We start from the raw sequence: 18,080 nt of genomic DNA, 5'->3' as shown, positions 1-18,080 counted from the left end.
CACAAGGCGTCAGAGCGGCGCTTTAAAACGTTTCGTCGGCTTCCAGTCATTTCTGGACCAACGCCCGGGCGCCTCGCCCGGGCTTTTTTGTGCCAAACGGAACTTTTCGACCCCCTATATCTTGATGCAGACTATAGCGCCGCGCGTCGTTTGGACGCGCAAAGGACGCTGCAGGACTTTGGTTCGGCGCATGATCCTTTCCGAAATCGATTTCGATTGTCGGGTCATGCGCCGAGACAGCGTGTCTGACCGAGAGGGGACATTTGTTCATGAATATTCTGCTGAAACGCATTCTCGACCGCCTGGTGCGCACCGGCAATCTCAAGGTCACCGGACCGAAAGGCCTCTCGGTGACTTTCGGTGACGGCAGCGGCGATCTGGTGCACATGCACATCAAGACCACGCATGCCGAGCGCGCCATCAGCTTCGATCCGATGCTGGCGGTGCCGGAAGCCTATATGGACGGTGAGCTCGATATACTCGAGGGCGGCGTGCTGGGGGTGATGCGCATCGCCTTCCAGAACATGGACAGCGGCGGCATCGATGCCACCTGGTCGAAGGCGATTGAAGGCCTGCGTCACGCCTTCCGCCGCCTGCAGCAGATCAACACGGCGGCGCGAGCGCGCCGCAACGTGCAGCGCCATTATGATCTGTCAGGCGACCTCTACAGGCTCTTCCTCGACGAGGACATGCAGTATTCCTGCGCCTACTTCGAGCAGCCGGACATGACGCTCGACGAGGCGCAGGCAGCCAAGAAGCGCCACATTGCGGCCAAGCTCAGGCTGAAGGCCGGCCAGACGGTGCTGGACATCGGCTCCGGCTGGGGTGGGCTCGGTCTCTATCTCGCCAAGTCCTTCGACGTCGACGTGCAAGGCGTGACGTTGTCGACCGAGCAGCATGGCGTCGCCACCGACCGCGCCCATGCGCAAGGCCTGGAAAACCGCGTGCATTTCGAAGTGAGGGATTACCGCGAGCTCAACGAGCGCTTCGACCGCGTCGTCTCGGTCGGCATGTTCGAGCATGTCGGCGTCAACCACTACCGCACCTTCTTCGACAAATCGGCGACGCTCTTGAAGCCGGACGGCGTCATGCTGCTGCACACGATCGGCCGCTCCGGCGCGCCGTGGGCGACCAGCGCCTTCATCCGCAAATACATTTTCCCGGGCGGCTACGTCCCCTCGCTCTCGGAAGTGATGCCGGCGATCGAAAAGTCGGGCCTCATCGTCACCGACATCGAAGTCCTGCGGCTACATTATGCCGAGACGCTGAGACATTGGAGCCAGCGCTTTGCCGCCAACCGCGACCAGGCCAAGGCGATCTATGACGAACGGTTTTGCCGCATGTGGGAGTTCTATCTGGCAGCCTCGGAAGCCGCATTCCGCTGGCAGGATCTGGTGGTCTTCCAAATCCAGATCGCCAAGAAGAACGACACGCTGCCGATGTCTCGTGACTATATGGCCAAATGCGAGAAGGCGTTGCAGCTGCGCGACATGGGGCATCGTCCAAAAGCCCCTGCCGCCAAGCCCGCCCGGCGCCGCAAGGTGGCGGATATGGAATAGACCGCCGGCGATCACGCCATTGCCGCTTGCCATTGGCGGCCCACACGCTGAAAAAGGTCTCGCCGTCGCCGCGAGACTTTTTTCATGACCTATCTCATCTACATCGTTGTTGCCCTTGCCGAGATCGCCGGCTGCTTTTCGATCTGGGCGTGGTGGCGGCTGGAAAAGTCGCCGCTGTGGCTGGCGCCAGGCCTGGTCTCGCTTGCTTTGTTCGGCTTCCTGCTGGCGCTGGTAGACATCAGTGCTGCGGGCCGCGCCTATGCCGCCTATGGCGGCATCTACATCGCCGACTCGCTCGGATGGCTGTGGCTGGTGGAAGGCGTGCGCCCCGACCGCTGGGACCTTGCCGGTTCCGCGCTCTGCATCGTTGGCGCCTCGGTGATCCTGCTCGCACCTCGGGGTGCCTGAGCTATGGAACTGCCTATCCCGCTTCGACAGGGCGTCGAGCGCCTCCTCGAAAAAGTGCCGCTGCCGACGCTGAAACAAGCGGCAAAAACGCTGTCGGACCGCTATCGCGCCGAACTGCGCGACGGCCGCCTGCATATGGCCGAGGAGATCGCGGTCAAAGCCTATCTGGCGACGCGGCTGCCGGCGACCTATGCCGCTGTCCGTGCCAGTCTCAATGCGCTCAGCGAGGCAAGGCCCGATCATGCACCCAAAACCCTGCTCGACGTCGGCGCCGGCCCCGGGACCGTGCTTTGGGCTGCGCTCGATCTCTGGCCCGACCTCGAGCAGGCGGTGCTGATCGAGGCGAGCGCCGCGGTGCGCCGGGTCGGCGCGGCGCTTGCCGCTGAGGCGATGACGGCCAGGGTCGCCTGGCTGGCCGGCGATGTCACCCTCGATCTCGCCGATCTCAAGCCGGCCGAGCTGGTCACCTGCGCCTATGTGCTGGACGAGATCGTACCAGCGTCGCTGCCAACACTCATCGACCGGCTCTGGCACCTGACCAACGACACGCTGCTGGTCGTCGAGCCGGGCACGCCGGCCGGATGGCAGCGCATTCTTGCCGTGCGCCGACAGCTGATCGAGGCGGGCGCGCACGTGCTTGCGCCTTGCCCACATGCGGCTCCCTGCCCGCTCGTGCCGCCCGACTGGTGCCATTTTTCGCGCCGTGTCGCGCGTTCGCGCCTGCACCGGCTGGCCAAGGACGCCGACGTGCCATGGGAGGACGAGAAATTCATCTATGTCGCTGCCTCCCGCCACGCTGTTGCCCCGCCGCAGGCGCGTGTGATCGCACCGCCGAAATCGGGCTCGGGCAAGGTCCTGCTGAAACTTTGCGAGAAGGACGGCAGCGCCGACGAGAAACTGTTCACCAAACGCGACGGCGATGTGTTCAAGGCCGCGCGGCGGCTCGACTGGGGCGACGCACTGCCGGAGTGATTGGCAGCTATTTTCCTGTTTTGTTCTCGCCCGAGAACGGCTAGGCTCGCCGTCTTGATTCGAGTCAATCGAGATTCTTTCCACCGAAAAATCTTGGCTGTGAATCGCGGGCACCGAAGCTGATTGAATGAAGACTGATGCAGATAAGTCATCACCGACCTATCCCGTTACTGATATCGAGAGACCGGCATCGAAATCGGGGACGTCATGGCAGAGGCAGCACGAAAATTCGGCGTGGCGGAAACACCGCTCTATCGCGAGGCACCGAACAACATCGAGGCAGAGCAGGCGCTGCTCGGCGCCATCCTCGTCAACAACGACGCCTTCTACCGCGTCTCGGATTTCCTGAAATCCGGCCATTTTTACGAGCCGCTGCACAGAAAGATCTTTGAGGTCGCCGCCGAGCTCATTCGTATGGGCAAGATAGCGACGCCGATCACGCTGAAGACCTTTCTGCCGGCCGACGAGAGGGTCGGCGACATGACGGTTGCGCAATATGTGGTACGGCTGGCCGTCGAGGCGGTCACCGTCGTCAATGCCGCCGACTACGGCCGCGCCATCTATGATCTCGCCACGCGACGCGCCCTGATCACCGTCGGCGAAGACATGGTCAACATCGCCTACGACGCGCCAGTCGACATGTCGCCATCCGAGCAGATCGAGGACGCCGAGCGGCGCCTGTTCGAACTGGCCGAGACCGGCCGCTACGATGGCGGTTTCGAGAGCTTCACCGACGCGGTCAAGACCGCCGTCGACATGGCCAACGCCGCCTATATGCGCGACGGGCACCTGTCGGGCGTCGCCACGGGCCTGCGCGATCTCGACCGCCGCATGGGCGGCCTGCAGCCGTCCGATCTGATCATCATCGCCGGCCGCCCGGGCATGGGCAAGACCTCGCTTGCCACCAACATGGGCTTCAACATCGCCGAAGCCTATGTGCCGGCACAACAGGCCGACGGTTCGTTCAAGGCGGCAAATGGCGGCGTCGTCGGCTTCTTCTCGCTCGAAATGTCGTCGGAACAGCTCGCCACCCGCATCATTTCCGAACAGACCGAAATCCCGTCGTCGAAAATCCGCCGCGGCGAGATCAGCGAAATGGATTTCGAAAAGCTGGTCGCCTGTTCGCAGACCATGCAGAAAATCCCGCTGTTCATCGACCAGACCGGCGGCATCTCGATCGCCCAGCTGTCGGCGCGGGCGCGGCGGCTGAAGCGCCAGCGCGGCCTCGACGTCATCGTCATCGACTATATCCAGCTGATGCAAGGGTCGAGCGCCAAATCCTCGCAGAACCGCGTGCAGGAGATCACCGAGATCACCACCGGCCTGAAGGCGCTGGCCAAGGAGCTTGCCGTGCCGATCATCGCGCTGTCGCAGCTGTCGCGTCAGGTCGAAAGCCGCGACGACAAGCGCCCGCAGCTCTCGGATCTGCGCGAATCGGGTTCGATCGAGCAGGACGCCGACGTGGTGATGTTCGTCTACCGCGAGGAATATTATCTGAAGAACCGCGAGCCGAAGCCGGGCACCGACGAATACATCAAATGGGAACACGAGATGAACGAGATGCGCGGCAAGGCCGAGGTCATCGTCGCCAAGCAACGCCATGGACCGACCGGCTCGGTCAGCCTCGCCTTCCAGGGCGAGTTCACCCGCTTCTCCGACCTCGCCGAGGAGCATCATATTGCGGAGAGGTTTGAGTAGGCATGGGTAAGCGTTTCAGGTTTTCTGTCCGCCTGACTCTCGTGCTCGTCAGCGCGGCGGTCCTGCCTGACGTCGCTTCAGCTTGTTCAATGCCTGCAAACTGGACGCCACAACGAGCATTTGCTGAGGCGGCCCTGGTGTTCCGAGGCTTGGTGACAGCCACAGAGCTTAGTCCGACAAAGCTTGGAATTGTCGCAGCCGATGAGGGTGATGGTCGGATACTGGTTAACGTTCGCTACGAGACAATGGAGGTGTTCAAGGGCAACCCGGAACCGAATGGTGTGATCTCCACGACCACTCTGATCATGGGAGGATGCGGCGTGCCTGTTCTGGCTGGGCAAAATTTCTTGTTTTACGTCGACGCGATTGATGAGGAGGCGCGAAAAACGCAGCCTGAGTTTGCAGGCCAAACTCAAGGCATGATCTCCATTTACGACACCCAGATGCTGTCGCCCAATCCGCAGTTGCTCGATGAGTCGCTTGCCGAAGTACGCGCTCTCGCCAAGAAACACTGAATTGTATCCGCGCTCGCCAAATCCCGGCCGAAAATGCGGACGTTCTCGATCCGCCTCCTTTCCAAGGTATGCGAGATTTCATGGCTAAATCGCGCGTCCAGTTCATCTGCCAGAATTGCGGTTCGGTGCATCAGCGCTGGGCTGGCAAATGTGATGCCTGCGGCGAGTGGAACACGCTGGTCGAGGAGGGCACGTCCGGCGGCATCGGCTCGGGCCCGGCCAATACCCGCAATGCGCGCAAGGGCCGCGCCGTGGTGCTCACGACCTTGTCCGGCGACATCGAGGACGCGCCACGCATCGTTTCCGGCATCGGCGAACTCGACCGCGCCACCGGCGGCGGTTTCGTGCGCGGCTCGGCCCTTCTGGTCGGCGGCGATCCCGGCATCGGCAAGTCGACGCTGTTGACCCAGGCGGCCGCAGCACTGGCGTCCAAGGGCCACCGCATCGTCTACGTCTCGGGCGAAGAGGCGGTTGCCCAGATCAGGCTGCGTGCGCAGCGGCTCGGCGTCGCCGATACTCCGGTGGAGCTTGCCGCCGAAACCAATGTCGAGGACATCCTCGCCACCATCGCCGACGGCAAGCGGCCGGACCTGGTGATCCTCGATTCGATCCAGACCTTGTGGACCGACATGGCCGATTCGGCACCCGGCACCGTCACCCAGGTGCGTGCCGCCGCCCAGGCGATGATCCGCTATGCCAAATCCACAGGCGCGGCGATCGTGCTCGTCGGCCACGTTACCAAGGAAGGCCAGATCGCCGGGCCGCGCGTCGTCGAGCATATGGTCGACGCGGTGCTTTATTTCGAGGGCGAAGGCGGCCACCACTACCGCATCCTGCGCACGGTCAAGAACCGCTTCGGACCGACCGACGAGATCGGCGTGTTCGAAATGTCTGATATGGGCCTGCGCGAGGTCGCCAATCCATCCGAGCTTTTTCTCGGCGAACGCCATGCGAAAGCGCCGGGCGCCGCGGTTTTCGCCGGCATGGAAGGTACCAGGCCGGTGCTGGTCGAGATCCAGGCGCTGGTGGCGCCGTCGTCGCTGGGCACGCCGCGTCGAGCCGTCGTCGGCTGGGACGGTGCCCGGCTGTCGATGATCCTCGCCGTTCTCGAAGCCCATTGCGGGGTCCGCTTTGGCACGCATGACGTCTATCTCAACGTCGCCGGCGGCTACCGTATCTCGGAGCCGGCCGCCGATCTGGCGGTGGCGGCCGCACTGGTTTCCTCGCTCACCGGTCTTGCCCTTCCCGCCGATTGCGTCTATTTCGGCGAAATCAGCCTTTCGGGCGCCGTGAGGCCGGTTGCGCACGCGCAGCAGCGCCTGAAGGAAGCCGAAAAGCTGGGTTTTGGAAGCGCGGTTCTGCCCTTGGGCAGCGAGGAACTTGCCGGGGGGATAGGGGCCGGCGCTTTCCAGCCCACCGAGCTTGCCGATCTCGTGGCGCGCATAGCCGGCTCACGGCGCAGCCGCGCCGACGAGCAAGAATGACGCGGCTCATGAAGTGGGGCAAAAGACATGCCGATTACGCTGCTTGACGGAATTCTCGTCGGCTTCACCTTGGTCTCGGCGATGCTCGCCATGGTTCGCGGCTTTTCGCGCGAGGTCCTTTCCGTCATCTCCTGGATAGCGGCGGCCGCGGCAGCGTTCTTTTTCTATCAACCGGTCCTGCCTTACGTTCAGCCCTATGTCGACAATGAGAAGATTGCCATGGTGGTGGCCGCCGGCATCGTCTTCATCGTCGCGCTGATCGTCGTCTCCATCATCACCATGAAGCTCGCCGACTGGATCATCGATTCCAGGGTCGGCGCGCTCGACCGCACGCTTGGTTTCCTCTATGGCGCGGCGCGCGGCATCCTGGTCGTCGCGGTGGCCCTGCTGTTCTTCAACTGGCTGGCCGGCCCCAAGGCTCCGGGCTGGGTCGCCGATGCCAAGTCGCGGCCGCTGCTCGAATCGATCGGCGCCAAGCTCGAAAGCCTGCTGCCCGAGGATCCGGAAAACGCGATCCTCAACAGGCTCAATCCGAATCAGCCGGCACCCGAGACCGGCGCCGAGACACCTCCGGCAGCGGATGCACCCGCGGCGGACGCACCGGCAACTGGCGACGATGCTCCGGCGCCCGACGGCAGCGAAACCGACGCGCCACCGGCCGACAATGCACCGGCCAATCCGGCGCCGGCAAACTGACGATCATGTGAAGGCCGCAAACTCTACGTTGCTCTCGAGCCGTCATCACACTATATAGCGACTTTAGCGGAGCTGAAGATGGCAGACGCAGACGACGTGCTTTCCGCCGAGGCTGACGATCATTTCCATGACGAATGCGGCGTGTTCGGTATTTTTGGCCGGCAGGACGCTGCGGCTATCGTCACGCTCGGCCTGCATGCGTTGCAGCACCGCGGCCAGGAAGCGGCCGGTATCGTTTCCTATGACGGCACCCAGTTCCATGTCGAACATCATGTCGGCCTGATCGGCGATACGTTCACCAAACAGCGCGTCATCGACAGCCTGCAAGGCAACCGCGCCATCGGCCACACGCGCTACGCCACCACCGGCGGCGCCGGCCAGCGCAACATCCAGCCGTTTTTCGCCGAGCTCGCCGATGGCGGCTTCGCCGTCGCCCACAACGGCAACCTCACCAACGCCATGACGGTGCAGCGCGCGCTTCAGAAACAGGGCGCGATCTTCTCGTCGACCTCCGACACCGAGACACTGCTGCATCTGGTCGCCACCAGCAGGGAACGCGATCTCAACTCGCGCTTCATCGATGCGGTGCGCCAGGTCGAAGGTGCCTTCTCGCTGGTGGCGATGACTTCAAAGAAGATGATCGGCTGCCGCGATCCGCTCGGCATCCGGCCGCTGGTGCTCGGCGATCTCGACGGCGCCTGGATCCTGGCTTCCGAAACCTGCGCGCTCGACATCATCGGCGCGCGTTTCGTGCGCGACCTGAAGCCCGGCGAGATGGTCGTCGTCACCGCCAAGGGCATAGAGAGTCTGTTTCCGTTCGAGCCGCAGAAAACCCGCTTCTGCATCTTCGAATATGTTTATTTCGCGCGTCCGGATTCGTCGGTCGAGGGCCGCAACGTCTACGAGGTGCGCAAGCGCATCGGCGCCGAGCTGGCGCTCGAAAGCCCGGTCGAGGCCGACATCGTCGTGCCGGTGCCGGACAGCGGCACTCCGGCGGCGATCGGCTTTTCGCAAGCCGCGGGCATCCCGTTCGAGCTCGGCATTATCCGCAATCACTATGTCGGCCGCACCTTCATCCAGCCCGGCGATTCGATCCGCCACATGGGCGTCAAGCTCAAGCATAACGCCAACCGCCGCATGATCGAAGGCAAGCGCGTGGTGCTGGTCGACGATTCGATCGTGCGCGGCACCACCAGCCAGAAGATCGTGCAGATGGTGCGCGATGCCGGCGCCAAGGAAGTGCACATGCGCATCGCCTCGCCGCCGACGCGCGCTTCCTGTTTCTACGGCGTCGATACGCCGGAGAAGTCGAAGCTGCTGGCGTCGCGCATGTCGGTGGAAGAGATGGCCGAGTTCATCCGCGTCGATTCGCTCGGCTTCCTGTCGATCGACGGGCTCTACCGCGCCGTCGGCGAGGCCGGCCGCGACAATGAGCAGCCGCAATTCTGCGACGCCTGCTTCACCGGGCAATATCCGACCCGGCTTGCCGATTTCGAAGGTTCGGACAATGTGCGCACGCTGTCGCTGCTGGCGGCGGGCGGGGCGTAGGATTGCCGGAACACCAATTGCCTTCCCGAGTTTCACGCCTACTCACGGAGGCCCTCGCATGATCCCCACCCCTGGCCTCGACCTTTCCGGCCGCGTCGCAGTCGTCACCGGCGCCTCGCGCGGCATCGGCTACTTCATCGCCCTGGAACTTGCCGCCGCTGGAGCCCACGTCATCGCGGTTGCCCGCACCGTCGGCGGACTGGAGGAACTCGACGACCAGATCAAGGCAACGGGCGGACAGGCGACGCTGGTGCCGCTCGACCTCGCCGACATGGCCGGCATCGACCGGCTGGGCGGCGCCATCCATGAGCGATGGGGCAAGCTCGACATCCTGGTCGCCAATGCGGCGGTGCTCGGCGTCATCTCCCCGATCGGCCATGTCGAGGCCAAGACTTTCGAGAAAGTTATGACCATCAACGTTACCTCGACATGGCGGCTGATCCGCTCGGTCGACCCGTTGCTCAGGCTCTCGGACGCCGGCCGTGCCATCGTGCTTTCCTCCAATGCCGCCCATTCGGCGCGGGCCTTCTGGGCGCCCTACGCGGCGTCGAAGGCGGCAGTCGAGACCATGATGCGTTCCTGGGCGCATGAGACGGAAAACCTGGCCCTCAGGGTCAATACCGCCGATCCCGGCGCCACCCGCACCGCCATGCGTGCGCAGGCGGTGCCTGGTGAGGATCCGGAGACGCTGCCGCATCCCCAGGAGATCGCCAAACGCATCGTGCCGCTGGCCAGCCCCGCGCTTACGGAGACCGGGCTGATCTTCCAGGCCAAGCACAACCGCTTTGTTGCCTACCGGCAGCCGGAGTAGACGCATCGCGCATTTCGACGGAAGAATTGCGCCGCCGCCGACGTTATTGGAATGCCAGATTTTCCGAAACGGAGGACCACTATGCGCAAACTGCTTCTCGTCACCGCCGCTGCATCGCTGGCAGCCATCGGCGTCGCATCCTCGCAGGACGCGACGATGAGCTTCTTCGTCACCAGCGTCGGCTCGGGCAAGGGCGCCGATCTCGGCGGCCTCGCGGGCGCCGATGCGCATTGCGCCTCGCTGGCTGAAGCCGCGGGCGTTGCGGGCAAGACATGGCGCGCCTATCTCTCGACCAGCGACACCGATGCGCGCGATCGCATTGGCACGGGACCGTGGTTCAACGCCAAGGGCGTCAAGATCGCCGACGATGTCGCTTCGCTGCATAGCGATGCCAACGCCATCACCAAGCAGACGGCGCTCGACGAAAAGGGCGAAGTGGTCAACGGCCGCGGCGACAAGCCCAACCGCCACGACGTGCTGACCGGCTCCAAGCCCGACGGCACGAAAATTGCCGACCAGACCTGCGGCGACTGGACGCTCAGCGGAGCGGAAGGCGCGGCAATGACGGGCCATCACGACCGCACCGGTCTCGACGATTCGGCCGCCGCCAAATCGTGGAATTCCTCGCACGCTTCACGCGGCGGCTGCAGTCAGGAGGCACTGAGGAGCACCGGCGGCGACGGCCTGTTCTACTGCTTTGCCGCAAACTGAGCCGGCCCAACAAATGCAGGACATCACGCGGCTGTGGCGACCCACCGCGCCCGGCCGAGCTTTCGTCGGTTGCCCGGAGTTGATAGGATCGCCCGACTCCCACAACAAGCGAGGAAATTTCCATGGCTTCGAGCGTAGCGCTGGTCTGGTATCTGGTGATTGCCGGCCCGCAAGGCGGCATGGTGGTGCTGCCCAGCACGTTCGACACTCGCGAACAGTGCGCCTTCGCCGTCACCGAATATCAGAAGCAGCCAACGCCGGCCGGCTGGTCGGTGCAGTGCGTGCCGAGCGCCTCGCCGTTCGCCGACGAGGGCGAAAGCGAGTAGCCGGCGGCGCGCGTTCAGCGCTGAGCGCTGACCGTCAGTTCCGGCCTCGTATTGATGGTTTGAAACACCACGCAATAGCGTTCGGTCAGCTTGAGCAGTGTGTCGACGCGCTCTTGTGGCTCTTCGCTGTCGAGGTTGAAATTCAGCCGGATGGCGCGGAAGCCGACCGGCGCATCTTTTGCCACGCCTAAGGTGCCGCGAAAATCGAGATCGCCTTCGGCCTCCACGGTGGCGGCGCCGAGTTTGAACTCCAGCGCCGTCGCCACTGCCTTCAGCGTTACGCCAGCGCAAGCGACCAGCGCCTCCAGCAGCATGTCGCCCGAGCACAGTTCGAGCCCGGAACCGCCGGTAGCCGGATGCAGACCGGCAACGGCGAGCGCCCTGCCGGTCTCGACCTTGCAGGCGATCGACTGGTCGTCGACCGAGCCCTTGGCCCGAAGCGTGATCAGCGCGCGCGATGCGTCGTCGCGATACGCCTCCTTGAGCGGCGCCTGCATGGCCTTCAGTCCGGTGGTGTCCATGTCCAACCCTTTTCGGCAGTCATTTTCATCGCTCGTCACGATACTCGAATAGAACCGGTACGGCCTAAACCTTGATTTCACGACATTTGGATCGGAGTGACAAGCTGTCCAGACATTGCTGCGTCGTTAGACTTGATGCCTTTCATGCGGCCTGGGGCCGCCACGCGATGACGCCGTCCGTCCGCGCCCGCACCTCGGGTGAGGCCAGGCAGGTGGCGACGGCCTCGTAGCCGGGAGTGCCGGGGTACCGGGCGACGTACGTTGGCGGGCTGTGATTGGCGGGGCAGAGGATGATCGCTTCGTCGGTGCCGACAGCCGCCAGGTCGAGTATCGCGCAGGAGCGCGTGAGCAGAAAAAGCGGTCGACCGCCGGGGCCGCGGCGACGCAAATGGGCAATCAGAGCTTCTTGCGAGGCTTGATCCAGCCCCTGTTCGATCATGTCGACGACCAGGATGGCCGGACCTTCGGCTTCCAATCCGACGAGTAGAGCGATCATTGCGTCGGACAGCGCGGCACCGTCCTCGACGAGCCAGGCCAGCGTCTGATCGACCCGCGACCTGAGAGCTGGGTCGGCGTCCACACGAGCCAGAGCCGCCGCACAGCCATTCGCCAGTCGATCCAGGCCAAGGAAGGCGGCGTCAGGCAATGTCTCGGCCGGCGCTGAGCCAGCCGGGTCTTGCCACTGCCCAGCGGGCCGATGATGTAGTTCAGCGGTCGGATCTGTCCCAGTTCGAACCGCTCGCCTCCCCAAGGCCAGGGAAGGTCGAAAGCGACGCTGAGCGTAGCCTCTGGCGCCAGCAGGCGCGCCAGTTCCCCGGCGCTTGGCGCTTCGCCTCGAGCGAGGTCGTCCCGCAGGCTACCGATCTTCTCTATTACGCCGACAAGCTGGCGCAGCCGGCTCTCGAGTACTGCCTGGTGTGCGGCCAAGGCCGGCTCCATGCCCCGGGAGTCACCCTCCATCACCCGCGCCACCTGGGCTAGGCTGAAGCCAAGCGCGCGCAGGGCCGCGATCTCGGCGGCGCGGCTCATTTCGACAGGACCGTAGGCGCGCCATCCGGCCGCAGTGCGGATCGGAGCGATCAGGCCGCGCTGCTCATAAAGCCGCAGGGCCTTGGCCGACACCCCGAGCCGGCCGGCGGCTTCGGAAGCGTTCAGGAACTGGGCGGAAGAGTTCATGAATCACCTTGTTGCTGTTGACCGCCTTTCTATCGGGGCTGACCCTGGGGCCGAGTCAACAGGGATGTTCGCGGTCCGCAGGAGCCGTGGGAGAGACAAGATCACTTCGTGTCGAACTGACACATCGGCTTTGATGAGATGAATCGACTTGCACAAGGGCATTTCCGCAGCGGCTGCAGGATACGGCAACCCCTGCTGACAGTACGATGTCAGGACAGGGCAGCATAGTCTGGTGACATGACCGGATTCCCAACCATGCCTGACACCGCCGCCGAGCGCACCCTTGGCATCATCCTGGTTTCGGCGTCGGCAGCCGTCTTCGGCCTCACCGGCGTGCTAACCAAGTCGATCCATGCCGATCCGCTGACCATCACCTGCTGGCGGGGCTTCGTTGGGTCGATCCTGATCACCCTCTATGTGCTTTGGCGGCGCCGTCAATCCGGTGGGCGTGAAAGCCTGCGCCTCGGCTGGCGCGGCTGGCTGTTGGCGAGCGAGGGCGCGCTAGCCAGCATCGCCTTCATCTCGGCGTTCAAGTTCACCTTCGTCGCCAATGTTGCGATCATCTACGCCACTGCGCCCTTCGTCACCGCGCTGCTTGCCTTCATTCTGGTTCGTGAGCGCTTTCGGCTGCAGACGCTTGCCGCCGCCGCCGTGTCGCTCAGCGGCGTGGCGATCATGGTCTGGTCCGGCTTCGGCACCGGCCATCTGTTCGGCGACGGGCTGGCGCTGCTTATGACAATCGGCAGCGCGCTCTACATGATCATGGTGCGCGCTTTCCGCGACACGCCGGTAGTGTGGGCCGGGGCGGTGTCGGCATTCCTTTTGTTCGTGCTCGGTTGGTTCGTCACCGATCCATTGGCCGTCTCGGCCAGGGACGCAGTGTTGCTCGTCGCCTTCGGCACGTCGTTCGCGCTGGCCTCTATTCTGTGGACGGAGGGCGTGCGGCTCATTCCGGCTGCCGAATCCGGCCTGCTGGGCTCGGCTGAAGTACCGTTCGCGATCCTGTTCGCCTTCCTGTTCCTGGCCGAGGTCCCGCCAGCCGCCAGCATGATCGGCGGCGCCATCGTGCTCTGCGCGGTGTTCGCCCATGGCGGGCGCGACTGGCAAGCGGCCAGGCAGCGCTCTGCCTGAGAAAAAATCTGCCCCCGAAAATAAAATTGCGGGTGCAAATAAATTAGCAAGGTCATGGAACCATCAACAGGTTCAGGCATTGTTGGCTTTGACGGGTCATCCAAGTCCCCCCAAACCCCTCGGCCCGTCTAAACTATAGCCGATCGCAAGGTCGGCTTTTTCTTTTGCGAAATCAGCTCGGTGCGCCTGGCAAGGCAAGGTTGCCGCTGAACAGCGCAGCCAGATCCTGGGCCGGGGGCTCGGCATCCTGGCGCAGCCGGATGGCGAACTCGGCGATGGGAACCTGCGGCAGGCCAAACTCGCGCGGTGCCTCGACGATGCCGGAATGGGCAAACCGCGCCGTCCGCAGCGTCAGAGCAATGCCGGCATGCACCGCCGTGCGCAGCCCGGCCAGGCTGGCACTGCCGGCGGCGATGCGGTAGCGACGGCCTGCCCTGTCGAGTGCCGCGATCGCCGCTTCGCGAAAGCCGCAATGCGGATCGAGCAGCGCCAGCGGCAGTTCGTCCTGGTGTGTGGCCAAGCCTCTTTGCGAACAGAGCCACATCATCGGTTCGCGGAGCACGCCGATCTCGTCCGGCGCCGGAGCCTGTCGCATGGCGACCATCAGATCGAGGATGCCGGTTTGCAGTGCCTCGGCCAATTCTGCGGAGCGGCCGACGCGCAGTTCTATCCTGACGCGCGGATAGCTCGCGGCAAAGGCCCTGAGCAAATCCGGCAGCCCGCTGTCGGCGAAATCTTGTGTCGTGCCGATGGCCACGCGCCCATCGGCTCGCACGCCCTTGAGGGCCAGCCACGCTTCGCGATGCACAGCAAGGATGCGCCGCGCATGACCGACCAGATCCTCGCCCGCCGGCGTCAGGACGCGCCCTCTTCCCTGCTGCACCAGAAGTGGTTCGCCGACAATATCCTCAAGCCGCTGCATCTGCGTGGTCACCGCCGACGCCGAGCGCCCGACAAATGACGCCGCCTGCGCCAGCGAGCCGCTGTCGACGAAGGCGAGAAAGGTTTTGAGGAGGTCGGGGTCGAGCATAATTCGATAATATCAAAGTTTCTCCTGAAAACAATTCGATTTTTCATAATGCAAGAGCGATGGCAAAGATTTCTGACGGCGGAGAGACGCCGCGTAACCCGAGGAGAGATTATGCCGATCATCAATGTCAGCGTCACAGGCAAGCCCGATGCCGCTTTGTCCGCCGCCATCGCCAGGCAGGTGACCGAACTGACCGCCACGCATTTGCGCAAGGATGCGACGATCACAGCGGTGGCCATTTCCTACCATGACCCCGAGCACTGGTTCGCCGGCGGCAAGTCGTTGGCCGAGCATGACGCCAACAGTTTCTGGCTCGACATCAAGGTGGTCGACGGCACCAACACCAAGCTCGAGCTGGAGGCCTATCTCAAGGCGCTCTTCCTTGGCTTTGGCAGCCTGCTGGGCAAGGTGCATGAGGAGAGCTATGCCTTCGTGCATGAAGTCCCGGCCGCCGCCTATGGCTATGGTGGCAAGACACAGGAATTCCGCTTCATCAGCGGGAGGCTGAAGGCGGCGTGAGCCGCCCCCATCAATCCAGGCTCATGCCGCAGGCGCTTTCTCTGCCGCAAGGAAACATAGACACAGCACTTTTCATGGCCGGCCAGGCCAGTAATGCGAAGGTACCGCACCTCCGCATTGACGTTGAGCCCACTTCGTCTAGGTTCTCATCGAAGCGGTCGCGAAGAGCCGCGAGGTCAAGTCTGTTGGGAGAGACGCGGCATGATCCTGACACTGGCGCTGCTTGCGGGTCTCGTCGCGGCCTGGCTGCTGATCGGCGTGGTGGAAAAATTCCGCCTCGGCCTGCGCTTCACGCAGGCGCTGCTCTATGTGCCGTTCAAGCTCGCCTACCGGATTGCCGATGATCGTATCAAGATCGCCCGCAGAACAGCCGCCCCGGTCATTTACGTCATTTCGCACCAGTCGCGCCTCGAACCGGCGCTGATGCTGTCACTGCTGCCGGAAGACACACTGCACATCCTCGACGAGGTCTCGGCGCGATCGCCCTGGCTCGAACCATGGCGCGAGCTTGGCCGCACTATCGCTTTCAACGCTGAGCATGTCTTCGTCAGCCGCCGGCTGGTGCGGGTGCTGAAGGGCAAGGGCCGCCTTGCCGTCTATCTGCCGGATGCGGTCGAGCCTGACATCAAGACATTTCGCCTGTTTCGCGCCGTCACCCGCATCGCCATGCAGGCCGACGCCCGCATCGTGCCGATCTTCGTCGCCGGCGCGCGCACTCTGCCGGTATCGCTGACTGCGGAGGACAAGGCGCCCCGGCGCTGGTTTCCGCTCCTGTCGATCAGCGTGCTGGAGCCGATGACCATCGCCGAGCTGGTAGCGCGAAACCCTGATCAATCCTCGAACACCAATGCGCTGTTCGACCGTTTCGCCGAAGCCCGGCTTTTCGGCAGCGATCTTGACCGCGGCCTGTTCCTCGCCATGCGCGACGCCGCCGACCGAGTCGGCGCCTCGCATCCTATCGTCGAAGACGTGATCAGCGGCACGCTGAATTACAGAAAGCTGTTCATCGGCGCGCGGGTGCTGGGCCGCCGCTTCGAGGCGGTGACGGCGCCGAATGAAGCGGTTGGAGTGCTGCTGCCCAACGCCAACGGTGTCGTGCTGTCGCTCGTTGGCCTGTTGTCAGCGAGCCGGGTGGCGGCGATGATCAACTACACCGCAGGCCCGGCCAGCGTCACCGCCGCCGTGCGCACGGCGGAGATCCGCACCGTGGTCTCGTCGCGCGCCTTTGTCGACAAGGCCAGCCTCGCTGACATCGTCGCGGCGGTAGAAGAAGGCGGCGCCAGGCTGTTGTGGCTGGAGGATGTGCGGGAAAGCGTAACCGTGCTGGACAAGCTCGCCGCCGCCTTGCTGTGGCGCTGGCCGCTGCAGCCGCAGAATGCGGCCAAACCAGCGGTGATCCTGTTCACCTCAGGCTCGGAAGGCACGCCGAAGGCGGTGGTCCTGTCGCACAGAAATCTTCTCGCCAACGCCATGCAGGCTGAGGCCCGCATCACCATCTCGCCGGCCGACATCCTGCTCAACGTGCTGCCGGTGTTCCACTCGTTCGGGCTCACCGGCGGCACCATCCTGCCGCTGGTCACCGGCGTGAAACTGTTCCTCTATCCCTCGCCGCTGCACTACAAGCTGATCCCCGAGGTCGCACGCAAGGCAAGGCCGACGGTCATGTTCGGCACCGACACGTTCCTCGCCAACTATGCGCGCACCGCCAAGGACGGCGATTTCTCCAGCCTGCGCTTCATCGTCGCCGGCGCCGAAGCGGTGAAACCGGAGACGCGCCGCGTCTACCGGGAGCGCTTCCAGGCCGAGATCATCGAAGGTTTCGGGCTGACCGAGGCAGCGCCCGTCGTTGCCGTCAACACCGCCATCCACGGCCGCGACGGCACGGTCGGGCGACTGTTGCCGGCCATGCGCATGAAGCTCGAGCCGGTCGAGGGCATCAGCGGCGCCGGACGGTTATTGCTCAAGGGGCCGAATTTGATGATGGGCTACATGACCTCAGATCGGCCCGGGGAATTGCAGCCGCTCGACGGCTGGCACGATACCGGCGACATCGTTTCTGTTGACCGCGAGGGCTTCATTACCATTCGCGGCCGGGCCAAGCGCTTCGCCAAGATCGCCGGCGAGATGGTGTCGCTGGGCGCGGTCGAGATGCTGGTGCAGTCGCTGTGGCCGGAAGAGCACCACGCTGTGGTGGCGGTGCCGGACAAGCGCCGCGGCGAGCGTATCGTGCTGGTCACCACCGCCGATGACGCCGACCCCGATGAATTGCGCAAATTCGGCAGACAAGCCGGCGCCGCCGATCTGATGGTGCCGAACGACATCATCAAGGTCGAGGAAATCCCGGTGCTGGGCTCTGGCAAGACCGACTACGTCTCGACCCGCAAACTGGCGATTGACCGACTGGGACTCAGCGCGGCGGCCTAGCGCCTAAAGCGCGTCGCGTCTGGAGGGATTTATGCGACGCGCTTTAAGTTCTTGCTTGAATGCATCTCGTTGTCCCAAAACCGCTGCGCAGCTTCGGGTCAGGCCCGAGGGCATGCTTTTGGGCGACATGCATTACATTAGAGGACCACCACCGACAACAGCAGGATGAACCCGACCGCCATCATCAGCAGGCCCGGCCAGTTCTGCGACAGGCCGAGGAAACCGAGGCCGCGCCGCCGCGGCTCAAGTGTCGGGCCTGGCGTTGCAAGATTTGGCGTCGAGCGGTCCGGCGCCGCGCGAGCAGGCGCCGGATCGCTGAGCCGCCCACGCCAAAGGGCTGCGCCGGCCATATACACAACGCCAGCGACAATGAGCAACGCGCCAATGAGGACGACAGCCATTTCTCCTCACTCTTCTTTAAGCTCCTGCGCCTGGGACAGCAGCAAGGGCTGAAAGCGAGGCGTTCGCGACGTCGCTCGCCTCGCCCGCTGAGACAGAACGGTCAAGACGCCGGCAGGTTCCCGCTAGAGCGGGATGCGTCCGACTTGAAC

Annotated in this window: 19 protein-coding genes; 14 read left to right on the top strand and 5 right to left on the bottom strand. The window is 64.0% G+C overall.

Annotation, left to right across the window (positions count from 1 at the left end):
* Nucleotides 1-269 precede the first annotated feature (269 nt).
* From AC0L18_RS11770 to AC0L18_RS11720, 11 genes are all read left to right on the top strand, one after another.
* Nucleotides 270-1,559 (top strand): SAM-dependent methyltransferase, encoded by a 1,290-nt coding sequence (locus tag AC0L18_RS11770; RefSeq protein ID WP_287216710.1) that lies wholly within the window; start codon nucleotides 270-272, stop codon nucleotides 1,557-1,559.
* 84 nt (nucleotides 1,560-1,643) lie between these two features.
* The gene (locus AC0L18_RS11765) at nucleotides 1,644-1,967 is read left to right on the top strand and encodes a YnfA family protein (RefSeq protein ID WP_473492318.1); all 324 of its coding nucleotides are present in this window, start codon (nucleotides 1,644-1,646) and stop codon (nucleotides 1,965-1,967) included.
* Nucleotides 1,968-1,970: 3 nt separating this feature from the next.
* Nucleotides 1,971-2,939, top strand: coding sequence for a small ribosomal subunit Rsm22 family protein (locus tag AC0L18_RS11760; protein WP_473492317.1), 969 nt, complete (start codon nucleotides 1,971-1,973; stop codon nucleotides 2,937-2,939).
* A gap of 207 nt (nucleotides 2,940-3,146) precedes the next feature.
* Nucleotides 3,147-4,637 carry a replicative DNA helicase gene (locus AC0L18_RS11755; RefSeq protein ID WP_473492316.1) on the top strand — a complete coding sequence of 497 codons (1,491 nt, stop codon included), beginning with the start codon at nucleotides 3,147-3,149 and terminating at the stop codon, nucleotides 4,635-4,637.
* A gap of 2 nt (nucleotides 4,638-4,639) precedes the next feature.
* Entirely contained in the window at nucleotides 4,640-5,152 is a 513-nt protein-coding gene (locus AC0L18_RS11750; protein ID WP_128247650.1) for a hypothetical protein, read from the top strand.
* Nucleotides 5,153-5,232: 80 nt separating this feature from the next.
* A complete protein-coding gene (gene radA, locus AC0L18_RS11745) occupies nucleotides 5,233-6,636 on the top strand; it encodes a DNA repair protein RadA (protein ID WP_023800715.1) in 1,404 nt (467 codons plus the stop codon).
* Between the two features lie 27 nt (nucleotides 6,637-6,663).
* Nucleotides 6,664-7,332 carry a CvpA family protein gene (locus AC0L18_RS11740; RefSeq protein WP_023800716.1) on the top strand — a complete coding sequence of 223 codons (669 nt, stop codon included), beginning with the start codon at nucleotides 6,664-6,666 and terminating at the stop codon, nucleotides 7,330-7,332.
* A 78-nt stretch (nucleotides 7,333-7,410) separates the two neighbouring features.
* Nucleotides 7,411-8,880: an amidophosphoribosyltransferase gene (gene purF, locus AC0L18_RS11735; protein ID WP_023800717.1), complete on the top strand. Its 1,470-nt coding sequence runs from the start codon at nucleotides 7,411-7,413 to the stop codon at nucleotides 8,878-8,880.
* Between the two features lie 58 nt (nucleotides 8,881-8,938).
* The gene (locus tag AC0L18_RS11730) at nucleotides 8,939-9,691 is read left to right on the top strand and encodes an SDR family NAD(P)-dependent oxidoreductase (protein WP_473492314.1); all 753 of its coding nucleotides are present in this window, start codon (nucleotides 8,939-8,941) and stop codon (nucleotides 9,689-9,691) included.
* An 81-nt stretch (nucleotides 9,692-9,772) separates the two neighbouring features.
* The gene (locus AC0L18_RS11725) at nucleotides 9,773-10,402 is read left to right on the top strand and encodes a hypothetical protein (protein WP_473492313.1); all 630 of its coding nucleotides are present in this window, start codon (nucleotides 9,773-9,775) and stop codon (nucleotides 10,400-10,402) included.
* 122 nt (nucleotides 10,403-10,524) lie between these two features.
* Complete coding sequence (locus AC0L18_RS11720) at nucleotides 10,525-10,728, top strand: hypothetical protein (RefSeq protein WP_027152685.1); 204 nt, start codon at nucleotides 10,525-10,527, stop codon at nucleotides 10,726-10,728.
* A gap of 14 nt (nucleotides 10,729-10,742) precedes the next feature.
* Here AC0L18_RS11720 and AC0L18_RS11715 read toward each other — a convergent pair whose 3' ends face one another.
* The 3 genes from AC0L18_RS11715 to AC0L18_RS11705 all read right to left on the bottom strand — a co-directional run bounded on the left by AC0L18_RS11715 (nucleotide 10,743) and on the right by AC0L18_RS11705 (nucleotide 12,425).
* Nucleotides 10,743-11,249, bottom strand: a complete 507-nt coding sequence (locus tag AC0L18_RS11715; protein WP_473492311.1) for an OsmC family protein — start codon at nucleotides 11,247-11,249, stop codon at nucleotides 10,743-10,745.
* A gap of 142 nt (nucleotides 11,250-11,391) precedes the next feature.
* A complete protein-coding gene (locus AC0L18_RS11710; protein ID WP_473492310.1) occupies nucleotides 11,392-11,745 on the bottom strand; it encodes a hypothetical protein in 354 nt (117 codons plus the stop codon).
* Nucleotides 11,742-12,425, bottom strand: coding sequence for a MerR family transcriptional regulator (locus AC0L18_RS11705; RefSeq protein WP_473492309.1), 684 nt, complete (start codon nucleotides 12,423-12,425; stop codon nucleotides 11,742-11,744). Before AC0L18_RS11705 ends, AC0L18_RS11710 begins: the two co-directional genes overlap by 4 nt.
* 255 nt (nucleotides 12,426-12,680) lie before the next feature.
* Here AC0L18_RS11705 and AC0L18_RS11700 point away from each other — a divergent pair, with 255 nt between their 5' ends.
* Nucleotides 12,681-13,556 carry a DMT family transporter gene (locus AC0L18_RS11700; RefSeq protein ID WP_473492307.1) on the top strand — a complete coding sequence of 292 codons (876 nt, stop codon included), beginning with the start codon at nucleotides 12,681-12,683 and terminating at the stop codon, nucleotides 13,554-13,556.
* Between the two features lie 172 nt (nucleotides 13,557-13,728).
* Here AC0L18_RS11700 and AC0L18_RS11695 read toward each other — a convergent pair whose 3' ends face one another.
* Nucleotides 13,729-14,586, bottom strand: a complete 858-nt coding sequence (locus tag AC0L18_RS11695; protein WP_473492306.1) for a LysR substrate-binding domain-containing protein — start codon at nucleotides 14,584-14,586, stop codon at nucleotides 13,729-13,731.
* Between the two features lie 111 nt (nucleotides 14,587-14,697).
* Between AC0L18_RS11695 and AC0L18_RS11690 the strand changes: the two genes are divergently transcribed.
* On the top strand, nucleotides 14,698-15,105 hold the full coding sequence (locus AC0L18_RS11690) for a tautomerase family protein (protein ID WP_091590519.1): 408 nt from the start codon (nucleotides 14,698-14,700) through the stop codon (nucleotides 15,103-15,105).
* 201 nt (nucleotides 15,106-15,306) lie between these two features.
* Nucleotides 15,307-17,529 (top strand): AMP-binding protein, encoded by a 2,223-nt coding sequence (locus AC0L18_RS11685; RefSeq protein WP_473492304.1) that lies wholly within the window; start codon nucleotides 15,307-15,309, stop codon nucleotides 17,527-17,529.
* Nucleotides 17,530-17,666: 137 nt separating this feature from the next.
* On the opposite strand, the gene AC0L18_RS11680 is transcribed toward AC0L18_RS11685, so the two are convergent.
* Nucleotides 17,667-17,930 (bottom strand): hypothetical protein, encoded by a 264-nt coding sequence (locus AC0L18_RS11680; RefSeq protein WP_023800726.1) that lies wholly within the window; start codon nucleotides 17,928-17,930, stop codon nucleotides 17,667-17,669.
* Nucleotides 17,931-18,080: the final 150 nt, after the last annotated feature.

The organism is Mesorhizobium sp. WSM4819, assembly GCF_055811215.1.
The sequence above is the reverse complement of the archived record's forward strand: the minus strand, read 5'-3'. Positions and strand labels throughout refer to the sequence as shown.